The following is a 13,305-nucleotide window of genomic DNA, read 5'->3' on the forward strand; positions in this document are numbered from 1 at the left end:
AACCGAACTTAGGTGACCGTGGGCTAACAGGAGGTTAGTCGTTCGATGTTGGTGCAGGACGCACCGAACTTAACGAACGACAACCAGGACGGTTTAGTGTCGACGTTGGCGCAGGACGCGCCGAACTTAACGACCGACAACCAGGACGGTTTAGTGTCGACGTTGGCGCAGGACGCGCCGAACTTAGTCGACCATCCCCTCGGTGAGCCTCGGGCCAACAGGACGTTGGTCATGAAGGCGTGGCGATTGTCGTCGTGACTTTAGCCTTCCTTCCCCACGCACTGCGGGGTCTACGTATATTTCCAGAGCTAATGTTGAGTATTGATCGTTTTCTGAGTTAAACTTTTGGTTATGTCCAAAGCTCACTATTTTATGATTTAATAAGACGCTCTAAATGACGCCATGCTAATTCTTTGCCGTCTCCTGTTTCTGCTGAAAAGGTGAGTAGTACATCTTCTTGATCTAAATTCAACGTTTGCTTAACACGTTTAATATGCTTCGCTTGTTTACTTTTAGGAACTTTATCAAGTTTGGTAGCTACAACTATAATTGGTCGATCAAAGTGCTTAAGATAATCGTACATTAAAATATCATCTTTTGTTGGTTCATGCCTTAAGTCTACAATAAGAAGAACACCTTTTAGTGATTGACGCGACTCGAAATACGTCTCCATCATTGTGCCCCATTTATCACGCTCTTTCTTAGACACTTTCGCATAGCCATAGCCAGGTACATCAACGAAATGAAATGCTTCATTAATTTTATAAAAGTTCAATGTTCTTGTTTTACCTGGCTTTGATGATGTGCGTGCTAAGTTTTTTCGATTGATCATCTTATTAATAAAGGATGATTTTCCTACGTTTGAACGACCAGCCAAGGCAATCTCCGGCAATTGATCGTTTGGATATTGCGCCTCACTAACAGCACTAATGACAATTTCTGCTTGATTAATTTTCATTATTTTTCCCCACCAATGCAACCTTTAAGACGTCATCCAGATGCTGAACAGGAATAAATGTCAGCTCGGAACGAACGCTTTCAGGTATGTCTTCTATGTCTTTCTTATTATCCTCTGGAAGGATAATCGTTGTAATGCCTGCGCGATGTGCACTAAGAGACTTTTCTTTTAAACCACCAATTGGCAGCACACGTCCTCTTAACGTAATTTCACCCGTCATGCCGACCTCTTTCTTAACAGCTCGACCGGTTAATGATGAAACAAGTGCTGTCGCAATTGTAATTCCCGCAGAAGGCCCATCTTTCGGTGTCGCACCTTCAGGCACATGAATATGAATGTCGTATTGTTCATAAAAATCCGGATCGATATTTAACTCATCTGCTCGTGACCGAATATAACTAAATGCAGCTTGTGCAGACTCTTGCATCACATCGCCGAGTTTACCGGTGAGCGTTAATTTCCCTTTACCGGGATAATGTGACACCTCAATCGCTAATGTATCGCCACCTGCTGCTGTATATGCGAGACCCGTCGCTGTCCCAATCTGATCCTCTTCTTCCATTCGGCCATAACGATACAGAGGCTTCCCTAGTATATCCTCTAAATTATTGACAGTCACTACAACACGCTTTTTCTCGCCTGAGATGATCACTCGCGCCGCTTTACGACATAACGTCGCAATTTGCCTTTCGAGGTTCCGAACACCCGCTTCTCTTGTGTACGTACGGATTAATTGCATAAAGGCGTCATCACGTATTTGGAGCTGTCCTTTGCTCAAGCCATTTTCTTTCAGCTGTTTTGGTAAAAGATGCTCTTGGGCAATATGACGCTTTTCAACCTCTGTATACCCCGCAATCGATATGAGCTCCATCCGATCCAAAAGTGGCGCTGGAATATGATTCACATAATTGGCCGTTGCAATAAACATGACATTAGAAAGATCGTACGGCTCTTCAATAAAATGATCACTAAATGTATTGTTTTGCTCTGGATCAAGGACCTCAAGCATAGCCGCTGAAGGGTCACCACGAAAATCATTAGCCATTTTATCAATCTCATCAAGTAAAAAAACAGGATTGACTGTCTTCGCTTTTTTCATTCCTTGAATCACGCGCCCAGGCATTGCGCCGATATAAGTTCTACGGTGACCACGAATTTCCGCTTCGTCACGGACACCCCCAAGAGACATTCGAACAAACTTCCGATTAATAGACGTTGCAATGGATCTAGCAAGTGATGTTTTACCAACACCTGGTGGTCCTACGAGGCATAAAATGGGTCCTTTTATCGTCTCAGTCAGTTTTTTTACAGCCAAATACTCAAGAATGCGTTCTTTTACTTTTTTCAACCCATAATGATCTTCATCTAAAATCGTTTCTGCTCGATCAATATCAATATTATCTTCTGTCTCAGCTGTCCATGGCAACGAAATGAGCCAATCTAAATAATTATAAATGATATTACTTTCTGCTGACGATTTTGGGACTTGCTCATAACGTTTGAGTTCTTTCATCGCAGCTTGATAAATTCTATCAGGCATGTTTGCTTTGTCAATTTTTTCTTGAAGCCTGTCTATCTCAGAAAGCTTACCGTCCTTGTCTCCTAGTTCTTTCTGAATGGCCTTCATTTGTTCTCTTAAATAATATTCCTTCTGCGTCTGCTCCATTGAGGTTTTGACCCGATCACCAATCTTTTTCTCCAGATCAAGCACTTTTTTTTCATTCGAAATCAGCTTAAGTAATTTTCGTAACCGTTCTGTCGTGTGCTCTGTTTCAAGCAAATCCTGCTTGTCCTTCATATTAACAGTGAGATGGGATGCGATCATATCGGCTAACCGACTGGGTTCTTCTATATCAGCAACAGATGCATATGTTTCCTTCGTAATTTTCCGAGACACGTCTATGTACTGTTCAAACTGACGAAGCAATGAGCGTTTCATCGCTTCATCTTCGTAAGCATTTCCAGCAATATCTTGAATCGTTTGGACTTCTGCTATAAATATATCTGTTTCTTCAAGATACCGAATAATTTCCCCACGCTCAATGCCTTCAACGAGCACGCGCACCGTTCCATTCGGTAATTTAAGCATCTGTTTCACTTTAGCAACCGTCCCAACCCGGTAAATATCCTCAGGCGTCGGCTCACTCTGGGCAACTGTCTTTTGGGCAACGAGAAAAATCCGTTCATCTCCCATCATTGCTTTTTCCAGAGCAGCGATAGATTTATCTCGTCCAACATCGAGATGCATAACCATAGAAGGAAAAACGAGCACTCCTCGCAATGGTAGTAATGGTAATTCTATGCTTATATTTGGCATGACTTAAACCTCCAGAAAAGTGTGTGTCAAATATGAGTGATATGTATGAGGTCGTTCAAATTAAGTTATGTAGCTTCATAAACCATTTGTTATTATGGCCACCGGAAAGGATCGTAAACATTCATTCTAAATGGCTTAAGCGTGAGAAACGTTTTTGTACAAAAAACTGGCTTGCACCGTGAAAGGACAACCTGAGATCAAATTCAGGAAGTCTTAATCAGGCAAGCCAGTCATTATTAAAATAGCCCATAAGTCGTCTTCTTTATGATTTTTAGGCACTTTCTTTAGGGAGTTTTTCGTTACCTTGTTTGACTGTACCGTCATTAAACACAAGTTTTGGACTGCCATGTTCATTTATAACTGTTTCTTTTGTAATGATGCATTTTTCAATGTCTTCACGTGACGGCAGTTCAAACATGACGTCTAACATAATGTTTTCAATAATGGACCGTAACCCACGTGCACCTGTTTTACGTTCAATTGCTTTTTTAGCAATTTCTGTAAGCGCATCTTCATCAAAGACAAGCTCAACATCATCCATCTCAAACAGCTTCATATATTGCTTCACAAGCGCATTTTTCGGTTTCGTCAAGATGGAAATGAGTGCATCCTCATCAAGTGGCTCTAAACTGCCAATAACGGGAATTCGGCCGATGAATTCAGGAATCAAGCCATAGCTTAATAAATCTTCAGGCAACACTTTGGATAACAATTCACCTTTATCCATATCATTTTGCTTTTGATTTGAGCCGAAGCCAATGACTTTCTTTCCGAGACGGCGTTTAATAATGTGCTCAATTCCATCAAACGCACCACCAACAATAAACAAAACATTTGTTGTGTCAATTTGAATGAATTCCTGATGTGGATGCTTACGACCGCCTTGAGGTGGAACGCTTGCCACTGTACCCTCGAGAATTTTCAAGAGTGCTTGTTGTACGCCTTCACCTGATACATCTCTTGTAATAGATGTGTTTTCTGATTTACGCGCAACCTTATCAATTTCATCAATGTAAATAATCCCTTTTTCAGCCTTTTCAACGTCATAATCAGCTGCCTGAATTAACTTTAAAAGAATATTCTCAACATCTTCGCCTACATAACCAGCTTCTGTCAATGATGTTGCATCTGCCATTGCAAATGGGACATTGATGACTCTAGCCAACGTCTGAGCGAGTAATGTTTTACCACTACCAGTTGGTCCAAGCATTGCTATGTTACTTTTAGCAAGCTCAACTTCATCGCCAGTCGTTTTCGGAGAGTTAATCCGCTTATAATGGTTGTATACAGCAACAGATAAATTTTTCTTCGCCTTTTCCTGGCCAATAACATAGTCATCAAGTATGTCACAAATTTCTTTAGGCTTTGGAATATCGGTGAATTCAACTTCTTCATCCGTCCCTAATTCTTCTTCAACGATTTCTGTACATAATTCAATACACTCATCGCATATATAAACACCCGGTCCAGCAACAAGCTTGCGTACTTGTTCTTGACTTTTACCACAGAACGAGCATTTCAGTTGTCCTTTTTCTTCGTTAAATTTAAACACTTTATTCACCTCTAAACGTTAATCTCCATATTTCAAATCATATCTGATCGTTCAGGTTGCTTCAATCGCTTCACAGTCATCATATCAGAACAATAACAGAAAACAAAACAATTCACTCATGTTGTACATGTCATTATTATGAAGTTTTCCCCATAAATGTCAACTTTTTATGCTAATGACTGTTCCGAATCACCTATATTTCTAGAATCGTAACGATTACACCGTACACCATGAAGGAGATGTATGACTAGTATATGTATATAAGGTAAAAGATAACCCTACAAACATACAATTCATACTCAAACAACGTCATGAATTTGAAAACAAGGTGCGAATGCTTCGCACCTTGTTATATTGACTTATCATATCCAACTTACAGCAAAATTAAACCGTTTTGCTATGTTCTACGAGGAAGTCAATTGCTTTCTTTAGTTTCAAGTCTTCTTTAATGGCATTGGCATTTCCACCAAGCATTTGTTTTAATTGGTCAATTTCAATGTTGTACATTGATGACATACGCTCAAGTTCTTCATTAACGTCTTCTTCACTTGCTTCAACGTTTTCGGCAACCGCAATTGCTTCAAGTGTTAAGTTTGTTTTAACACGCTTTTCTGCATCGCCTTTCATTTGCTCTTTAAGCGCAGCTTCGTCTTGACCGGAGAATTGGAAATACATTTCTTTGGTCATGCCTTGCATTTGAAGCTGTTGTTCGAATTCCTGGACCATACGATCTGTTTCAGTATCAACCATCGCTTCAGGAATGTCAACTTCAGCGTTGTCTGATGCTTTTTCAACGAGCGTTTGACGCTTTTTGTTGTCTGCATCTTGGTCTCTCTGAGATTGTAATTCTTCTTTTTTCTTTGCACGTAATGCATCTAGCGTTTCAATGTCATCGTCGACATCTTTTGCAAATTCATCATCAAGCTCAGGCAATTCTTTTGCTTTGACTTCATGAACTTTTACTTTGAACGTTGCGTCTTTACCAGCGAATTCCTCTGCATGGTAATCTTCAGGGAAAGTAACATTAACTTCTGTTTCAGCGTCAATGTCTTTACCGATTAATTCATCCTCGAAGCCTGGAATAAATTGACCAGATCCAATTTCAAGTGGATGATCTTCGCCTTTTCCACCTTCAAATGCTTCACCATCGATAAAGCCTTCAAAGTCGATAACGGCTGTATCGCCTTTTTCAATCTGACCTTCTTCTTTTACAACGAGTTCAGCATGTTGTTCTTGTAATGCTTTAAGCTCTGCTTCAACATCTTCATCCGTCACTGTTGTGTCTTCAGCTTCAACTTCAAGACCTTTATACTCACCGAGCTTCACTTCAGGCTTAACCGTTACTTTAGCTGTGAAAATTACGTCTTTACCTTTTTCAATTTGTTCAATGTCAATTTCTGGCTGATCAACAGGTTCAATACCAGCTTCATCTACTGCCTTTGAATATGCTTCTGGAAGAAGAATATCAACAGCATCCTGATAAAGTGATTCAACTCCAAAACGATTTTCAAAAATCATACGTGGAATACGGCCTTTTCTAAAGCCTGGAATTTGGACATCCTTAACAACCTTTTTAAACGCTTGATCTAGACCTTTGTCGAATTGCTCAGCCTCGACTTCAAACGTAAGTATACCTTCATTACCTTCTTGTTTTTCCCATTTTGCTGACATAGAATTACCTCCAAAAATCTATTATTTCAGTGTTTACACATTGATTTACGTTAAGATCGCTCTCAATTCAAATTTACAACCATTACATTATAACATAATTGTTGGCCCTTTCAAGCATTTACACACGATTAGGCATTATGCATCTATAATTGACAAGTATAATCCGTCACATAAATTCAATTCTTCAACATAGCGAGAAACCATTTGATGCTCATCTGTTTCATTATGTATGGATAATAGGTTATTGCCAATAGAGATAAGTGCTTCCGCAAGTGCTGGTGCTTGATCCTCATCAGGGATTAAAGGATACCTCACATAGGCGAATCTAAGTAACAATGTATGCAGTTGTTGAAACATTGTCGGGTTGCTTTGATCCATCTCGTTCAATCGTGCCCTTGTTTCTTTTATCGTCACATGATTTTCGATACGTGGAACGTTCATTGGTGTGAATTCACCTGACAAGCCTAATTTGTGGACATTTACTGGTTGATTCACCCCTCGGTCTCTATACCATTTAAATAGGGACGTTTTTACCATTGGATGAACCGAATCATCTGTTAAATAATGGTCAATATTTTGTCTAGGGGGTGCGCCAATTCGCTGAAGCTCCTCAATAATTAACCATTGCTGATGATGGTGCTGATGTTGATGGGCTTTATGTAAGTCTCTCATGAGCTTTGCTGCATGTTCGATAATGAGTTCTTCCCTCATATGTTGACTCAATTGCTGCAGCTGTTTGAATTGGTCTTTAAATGGAGAAGGCACCTTTTCTTTTTGACCCAGCTCCTCATCTACTATTTCAATCAAAACATCATACTGAGCGCTTTGAAATAAAATCGTAAGGTAAATATGAACATACTCGTAATAGTGCGCATCTCGTTTTCCCATGAGTATTTCACAAAGCTGTTCTGCTTCTTCAATTCGATCCAACTCCATTAAGCAGATAAGCTTACTCATCATAATGTCATGGTGCTTAATGTCATGTTCGATAAGTTGATTCAGCTTTTCTAGAGCTTCACTATAATTTTTATCTGTTAAAGCTACTAAACTTTCTTGTTCCAGTGTGGCTTGTAGCTTAGGAAACAGAATAACGTTGCTATGTTGGTCTGTCATGTCCTCACCTCATCTCTATTATATTGGGCACTTTTGTGACTTTCCATTCCTATTGAAAAAAAGAAACCCATATTGTTATATAGGCTCCTTAAGTGTGACGTCTTTGCAGGCGTATAAACCTTCAAACCTTATGTATGTGTGAAGATGTTGTTAAATGCACCTCTTCATTATAAATTAATCCTATCATTTTTTAAAGAACACCTATTGATTTTTCTTTAGAAGGTCTTTCATTCTCCCATAGCGTTGAGGTTTGTCTAAGGGACATAAGTGTGAAATCTATTTCGGTGTTCACATCGATTTAAAGAAATTGAATATTAAAACTCAAGAATATGATCACAAAGAAAAACAATAATATCGTGAAGGGTTTTATCTAATGAAAGGAGACTTCATATAATGGAATTTCCAACAATACATACCAATTTCTGGGATGGTGTCATTGCCGTACCAGTTATTGTAATCTTGACGCAATGTCTAAAATTGCTACCAATTCCAAGACAATATTTCCCTACTATAGCTAGTATTTTTGGTTTTGCTTTCTCTATTTTCATTAGTCACCGGCATGATTTATGGGCGGGTCTTTTTATGGGTGCTTTTTACGGTGCTGCAGCAGTAGGAACCTACTCATCTTTAAAAACGACATGGATGGCTTTTAAGTATAGAAGAAAAGAGAAAAAAAGTATCGAAAGTACAAGATAAGGCGCGTTTAATCATTATTTTGCACTCTTTAATTTATGTTTTTGGTAAATAATTGCATTAATTGGGTCATATAGGACATCGTTTTATTTGTTAATTTTATCGAGTTCAAGTAATGTTTTATTTAGGCCAGCTACACGTTTACACGAACACTTTCAGCGATAAATTTAAAAATTAAGAAATAATTCGCTTATCGAGTGATCTATTAGCATTGAACAATTTCTAAGTACGAAAGTGGAAAATACATAGAAAAAAAAGCTAACAAAATAGACGTAATCTATTAATCTTATTTTTATCGCTGATCTAATTTGGTTGTTAATTTCTATTAACATATAAAAAATTTTATTCTTAGGAGGTTTTAAAATGAAAAAACTTTTATTATTGCTATTGTCATTAACATTTGTTGTTGTATTAGCCGCATGTGGTTCTGATGATTCCTCGAGCAATGACACTTCAGATAATACTGAAGATCAATCTGGCTCTAGTGAGAACGAAAATGTCGCTGAGGAAGAAACAGAACCAGAAAATGAAGGGAATACTTCTCCAGATGTTATCGAAAATGAAGCTGGTACATTTACAGCTCACACAAAGTTTGAAGAACCACAAACTCATAAAACAGGTCCAATTGTATTAACAATTAATAAAGTAGTTACTGCATCAGGTGAATTAGTAGAAGAGATGGCATCAATTTTAGAAACGGATCAACTTGAATATATACAAGTTGATATTTCTGTAGAAAACACTTCAGAAGATGACATCACTTTCTATGCTGGTCAAGGAAAGATTTCTACTAACACTGGCGAACAACTTGATCCAAACATGTTTTTAAGCGGACATATTGATGGAGATTTAATGTCTGGAACTAAAGCTAATGATACATTCTTCTATGTTCTAGAAAATTCAAAAGCCGAAGATGTTGAATCCATTCGCATGGTATTTTCTGCACCACATGGAACGGAAAGCTTTGAAGATGTAGGAGAAAAATTAGATTTTGAAATTCAATTAAAATAATCACCATAAAAACAACACAAAACCCTTAACTTTTGTGTTGTTTTTTTATTCTACGTCAAATGTTGGGGTAGGGGCGAGCGTTCCTCCTCCCCTTAAATAACCTTTGTTAGAACCCCATTGTTGTAGCCATAGGTAAAACTATCCAAAATCTCAGACTACCAATTTTAGTCATTCTAGTTAGAGGCAGTAGAACTTTGCAGAAATATTGTAGATATAAAAAAAGATGCTCCCACAGTGTTCTAATCTGCGTTAGCATCCCTTATCTGTCAAAACCCTTGTCATATCAAAGGTTAAACTGTTATGTAATGGCGTCCCAGGCAGGATTCGAACCTGCGACCCACAGCTTAGAAGGCTGTTGCTCTATCCAGCTGAGCTACTGGGACATAAATATGTAAAACAGTAATGGAGCGGGTGAAGGGAATCGAACCCTCGTCATCAGCTTGGAAGGCTGAGGTTTTACCATTAAACTACACCCGCAAAATTTGCTATCGTTTTAACGGACAAGAATTATTATACGTCGCATTGCATATAATGTCAACACCATTTTATAGTTTTTTCACTGGTTGTATTGTATGGTGCCTGGAACTTCTCTCTGTTTTTTACAAACATGTAACCCACTTCGACAAGCGCCAGGCACCACACCTTCCACACGCTCTTTTTAATTAAACGTAACACGTGTGGAAAGGTGTTGATGTAGTGTACCGTCCATGTGATAAAAATCAATGTATATGTCTTTGGGCGTATCCCATCTCATAATGGCATACGTCTTATCTGGATGGCGTCTCGGTTGTTTTATGCTACCTGGATTAATAAACAACTGATTGCCGACCATTTCAGCACCGGCTACATGGGTATGTCCGTAGCATACAATCTGTGCAGATTTTTCCTGAGATTTATAAGCTAAAGGGAGTAAACCAGAATTAACTCGATGTAAATGGCCATGTGTAATGTAAAAGGTGAGACCACCTATATCCACTGTATGATCAAGTGGGTATCGCGCATCAAAATCACAATTGCCCCCAACCTTTATAAAACCTTCTAATTGTTCAGCATCCATACCAAGCTCTGTATCGCCACAATGTATCATCGTCGAACAGTGATGGCGCTGTTTAATGTCTTCTAATTCGGTCGTTAATCCGTGGGAGTCACTCACAATTAAAACGTTCATACACTCACCCGCTTTTTTTACAACTCTGCTTGAACTGACATAATCCAATCCTTTAACTGATCAAAGGCATGTTTTCGATGGCTAATTGCATTTTTTTCCGCTTTGGACAACTCAGCCATTGTTTTCGCATAGCCTGATGGCACAAAAATCGGGTCATAGCCAAAACCATTCTCGCCTTTAGGCTCTCGATTAATATGTCCTTCACAAAAGCCTGTTCGATAAACCGTTTCCTTGCCCGGTGTTGCCACTGCTAAAACGCACACAAATCTAGCACCACGTTCCTCTGCGGGGATTTGATCAAGCTCTTTTAAAGCTTTCTCGACATTCTCCGCATCAGTGCTCGATTCTCCAGCATAGCGCGCTGAATAAATGCCCGGTCTGCCATCAAGTGCGTCAATTTCGAGACCTGAATCATCAGCAATAACTGTTTGACCCAATAAATTGGCTATTGCTTCTGCTTTAATCGCTGCGTTTTCTTCAAACGTGTGACCCGTTTCCTCAATATCATCAACCGGTCCTTCAATATCTAAAAGTGAAACAGCTTCAATTCCAAACGTTTTAAAGAAGTCTTTGAACTCTACTGCTTTGCCTGCATTTTTTGTAGCGACGACAATCTGTTTCATTCTGTATCTACACCATCCTGTTTGTCTGCGATTTCTCCAACCCGATCAGCGAGAGGTCCGAGAATGGCTTTCTGTTTTTCGATTAATTGCTCGATACCTTGATCTGCCAGTGCAAGCATGTTTTGTAGCTGGGCATGCGTAAACGTCGCTTCTTCACCTGTACCTTGTATTTCTACAAATTCGCCTTTACCTGTCATCACGACATTCATATCGACTGCAGCGATCGAATCCTCCGCATATTCAAGGTCAAGAATTTCCGTTCCATCAGGTAGGACGCCGACAGATATCGCTGCTAGAAAGTCCTTTACAGGCATTTTTTTAATTGATTTTTTTTCCAAGAGTGTTCCAAAAGCAAGAACAACCGCAACAAACGCACCTGTAATAGAGGCTGTTCGTGTACCACCGTCAGCCTGGATAACATCACAATCAATCCATAGTGTTCGTTCTCCAAACTTCTCCAAATCTACTACTGAACGGAGTGCCCGGCCAATCAACCGTTGAATTTCCATCGTCCGACCACTCACTTTTCCTTTCGAAGATTCCCTTATGTTACGCTGATCTGTTGCACGGGGCAGCATCGCATATTCAGCAGTAATCCACCCTTTGCCAGAACCGCGTAAAAAGGGCGGAACCCGCTCTTCTATACTGACGTTACAAATGACTTTCGTATCGCCTACTTCTATTAAAACTGATCCTTCAGGATGCTTAACAAAATGTGGGGTCATTTTTATTGGTCTTAAATGTGTTACATTTCGTGCTTCATGTCTCATTCGTTTATTTCCTCCTCGCAACAAATAGCTTAACATATTTTTAGCTAAAGTGTCATGTTCATACATGTCATACACATGCTAAAAAACACCTAATTAATGCGCTAATGCCTCGACAAAAAAGTAAGGAAAAATACTTTAACGAAGCCGATGCTTTTAACGAAACACCGCGCATACGATAAGTCATTTTCCCCATGTTTTGTGTAGCTTTATTGGAATGAGCCGCTTAGGCCGCTTACAATTTATCTTTCGGTACGAACATATTCTTGTTAACAGGCTCTTTATAGACGTCTCCATTCTCATTCACAATTTGATCGATCTGATCCACTTTTACGTCAACAGATTTGACGCCTTGGTGCTCCGTTAAAGACCTGACGAGCGTTTCCATCACGTCATCAGATATGATTCCTGCTTCTCTGTTTTTTAAAATCGCCTGATTAAATTCTAACTGCAGCACGCCATCTTTTAACGTTGGTTCATTCAAAAGTGCCGTCTCCATGTTAAAAACATGTCTTAAATTCGATTCATAGTTTGGTCCTTGTAGCACAGCATTTACAACGGCCTCAAACATATTATCTTGATTTCCTTCAACATGCTGAGTCACCGGAACGAAGTATTGTGTTTCATGGTGCACAGCTGGAAAGTATACTGTTACAGCTTCCTGGTTCATAATATCACCTGCTGCTAACGGCATAATATTAATGCCATTCGCTCTTGAATAGCCATCCAGAATAGGTGTGCCATTAACAGGCATTTCTTCTTGCTCTTCGCCCTCAATCCATAACTGAACCCTATCAACACCATCAAACTCTGTAAGTGTATACGTCATCGCTTGTAATATTTGCAGTTCACTCTCACCGTTGTATTCTTTAAAATCCTCCGATACATCCACAATCATTGTACCGTCTTCTTGCAAATTCAAACCAAGAATTTCTGTTCCTGGTGGTAATACAGCCCTGAACCCATTTGGTAGAAGTGCGCTAACCGGACCATCCATAACAAGATATTCCAAAGCCTGTGCTGCTACCTCTTTTGATTCCGGTAATGGGATGTCTAAAGTTTGTGGTGCCACCATTCCGTTGCTATCAATCAAGTACAATTGACGTGCAACTGTTTCTGTTTGGCTGCCTGCCTGATTCGATTCCTTTGACTGTTGTTCTCCTTGGTCGGATTCATCTGTTCCGTTTACATTTTGACCTTCAACTGCTTCTGATTGAGGGGGTGGATCGATTTCTTCTGACGTCTGCTCCCCTTGAAAACACCCTGTTACAAAGATGGCAATCACAAACAATATAGCCACCAACATTATGTCACGCATCTTCATGTCTATTAACCTCCTACGATGGTTTGTACTACCATGTATACGAGCCTATGGAGATTTTAGACCTAATTCTTATTATTCATCATAAAAATATCAGGCGACAAGAGGAAA

At 39.4% G+C, this 13,305-nt stretch carries 12 protein-coding genes and 2 tRNA genes; 3 read left to right on the plus strand and 11 right to left on the minus strand.

From position 1 onward, the window contains the following. Nucleotides 1–45: 45 nt before the first annotated feature. Nucleotides 46–258, plus strand: a complete 213-nt coding sequence (locus tag HPC67_RS07455; protein ID WP_217586872.1) for a hypothetical protein — start codon at nucleotides 46–48, stop codon at nucleotides 256–258. A 112-nt stretch (nucleotides 259–370) separates the two neighbouring features. On the opposite strand, the gene yihA is transcribed toward HPC67_RS07455, so the two are convergent. The 5 genes from yihA to HPC67_RS07480 all read right to left on the minus strand — a co-directional run bounded on the left by yihA (nucleotide 371) and on the right by HPC67_RS07480 (nucleotide 7,611). Next, the gene (yihA, locus tag HPC67_RS07460; protein ID WP_217586874.1) at nucleotides 371–958 is read right to left on the minus strand and encodes a ribosome biogenesis GTP-binding protein YihA/YsxC; all 588 of its coding nucleotides are present in this window, start codon (nucleotides 956–958) and stop codon (nucleotides 371–373) included. Further along, nucleotides 948–3,275: an endopeptidase La gene (lon, locus tag HPC67_RS07465; RefSeq protein ID WP_217586876.1), complete on the minus strand. Its 2,328-nt coding sequence runs from the start codon at nucleotides 3,273–3,275 to the stop codon at nucleotides 948–950. The genes yihA and lon overlap by 11 nt, the downstream gene beginning before the upstream one ends. Nucleotides 3,276–3,546: 271 nt before the next feature. Further along, nucleotides 3,547–4,827 carry an ATP-dependent protease ATP-binding subunit ClpX gene (gene clpX, locus HPC67_RS07470; protein WP_217586878.1) on the minus strand — a complete coding sequence of 427 codons (1,281 nt, stop codon included), beginning with the start codon at nucleotides 4,825–4,827 and terminating at the stop codon, nucleotides 3,547–3,549. A gap of 384 nt (nucleotides 4,828–5,211) precedes the next feature. Next, nucleotides 5,212–6,498 carry a trigger factor gene (gene tig / locus HPC67_RS07475; protein ID WP_217586880.1) on the minus strand — a complete coding sequence of 429 codons (1,287 nt, stop codon included), beginning with the start codon at nucleotides 6,496–6,498 and terminating at the stop codon, nucleotides 5,212–5,214. A 135-nt stretch (nucleotides 6,499–6,633) separates the two neighbouring features. After that, complete coding sequence (locus HPC67_RS07480; protein WP_217586882.1) at nucleotides 6,634–7,611, minus strand: tetratricopeptide repeat protein; 978 nt, start codon at nucleotides 7,609–7,611, stop codon at nucleotides 6,634–6,636. A gap of 393 nt (nucleotides 7,612–8,004) precedes the next feature. Between HPC67_RS07480 and HPC67_RS07485 the strand changes: the two genes are divergently transcribed. Beyond that, nucleotides 8,005–8,307 carry a hypothetical protein gene (locus tag HPC67_RS07485; protein ID WP_217586884.1) on the plus strand — a complete coding sequence of 101 codons (303 nt, stop codon included), beginning with the start codon at nucleotides 8,005–8,007 and terminating at the stop codon, nucleotides 8,305–8,307. Between the two features lie 360 nt (nucleotides 8,308–8,667). Then, on the plus strand, nucleotides 8,668–9,315 hold the full coding sequence (locus HPC67_RS07490; RefSeq protein WP_217586886.1) for a DUF4352 domain-containing protein: 648 nt from the start codon (nucleotides 8,668–8,670) through the stop codon (nucleotides 9,313–9,315). Nucleotides 9,316–9,621: 306 nt separating this feature from the next. Here the strand turns inward: HPC67_RS07490 and HPC67_RS07495 are convergent. The 6 genes from HPC67_RS07495 to HPC67_RS07520 form a co-directional block, all read right to left on the minus strand. Continuing rightward, nucleotides 9,622–9,698 (minus strand) — tRNA-Arg (locus tag HPC67_RS07495). 20 nt (nucleotides 9,699–9,718) lie between these two features. Continuing rightward, a tRNA-Gly gene (locus HPC67_RS07500) sits at nucleotides 9,719–9,792 on the minus strand. 181 nt (nucleotides 9,793–9,973) lie between these two features. Further along, nucleotides 9,974–10,483, minus strand: coding sequence for a metallophosphoesterase family protein (locus tag HPC67_RS07505; protein ID WP_217586888.1), 510 nt, complete (start codon nucleotides 10,481–10,483; stop codon nucleotides 9,974–9,976). A 17-nt stretch (nucleotides 10,484–10,500) separates the two neighbouring features. Continuing rightward, on the minus strand, nucleotides 10,501–11,106 hold the full coding sequence (locus HPC67_RS07510; protein ID WP_217586890.1) for an XTP/dITP diphosphatase: 606 nt from the start codon (nucleotides 11,104–11,106) through the stop codon (nucleotides 10,501–10,503). After that, on the minus strand, nucleotides 11,103–11,876 hold the full coding sequence (rph, locus tag HPC67_RS07515; protein WP_217586892.1) for a ribonuclease PH: 774 nt from the start codon (nucleotides 11,874–11,876) through the stop codon (nucleotides 11,103–11,105). Before rph ends, HPC67_RS07510 begins: the two co-directional genes overlap by 4 nt. Nucleotides 11,877–12,108: 232 nt before the next feature. Then, nucleotides 12,109–13,197 (minus strand): GerMN domain-containing protein, encoded by a 1,089-nt coding sequence (locus HPC67_RS07520; protein ID WP_217586893.1) that lies wholly within the window; start codon nucleotides 13,195–13,197, stop codon nucleotides 12,109–12,111. Nucleotides 13,198–13,305 lie beyond the last annotated feature (108 nt).

It is taken from the genome of Lentibacillus saliphilus (assembly GCF_019093865.1).
Classification (GTDB): domain Bacteria; phylum Bacillota; class Bacilli; order Bacillales; family Amphibacillaceae; genus Lentibacillus_B; species Lentibacillus_B saliphilus.

Bases quoted from the DNA above. Each gene is read 5' to 3' on its own strand.
- HPC67_RS07455 (WP_217586872.1), top strand. From the start codon at position 46: ATGTTGGTGCAGGACGCACCGAACTTAACGAACGACAACCAGGACGGT.
- yihA (WP_217586874.1), bottom strand. From the start codon at position 958: ATGAAAATTAATCAAGCAGAAATTGTCATTAGTGCTGTTAGTGAGGCG.
- lon (WP_217586876.1), bottom strand. From the start codon at position 3,275: ATGCCAAATATAAGCATAGAATTACCATTACTACCATTGCGAGGAGTG.
- tig (WP_217586880.1), bottom strand. From the start codon at position 6,498: ATGTCAGCAAAATGGGAAAAACAAGAAGGTAATGAAGGTATACTTACG.
- HPC67_RS07480 (WP_217586882.1), bottom strand. From the start codon at position 7,611: ATGACAGACCAACATAGCAACGTTATTCTGTTTCCTAAGCTACAAGCC.
- HPC67_RS07485 (WP_217586884.1), top strand. From the start codon at position 8,005: ATGGAATTTCCAACAATACATACCAATTTCTGGGATGGTGTCATTGCC.
- HPC67_RS07490 (WP_217586886.1), top strand. From the start codon at position 8,668: ATGAAAAAACTTTTATTATTGCTATTGTCATTAACATTTGTTGTTGTA.
- HPC67_RS07505 (WP_217586888.1), bottom strand. From the start codon at position 10,483: ATGAACGTTTTAATTGTGAGTGACTCCCACGGATTAACGACCGAATTA.
- HPC67_RS07510 (WP_217586890.1), bottom strand. From the start codon at position 11,106: ATGAAACAGATTGTCGTCGCTACAAAAAATGCAGGCAAAGCAGTAGAG.
- rph (WP_217586892.1), bottom strand. From the start codon at position 11,876: ATGAGACATGAAGCACGAAATGTAACACATTTAAGACCAATAAAAATG.
- HPC67_RS07520 (WP_217586893.1), bottom strand. From the start codon at position 13,197: ATGAAGATGCGTGACATAATGTTGGTGGCTATATTGTTTGTGATTGCC.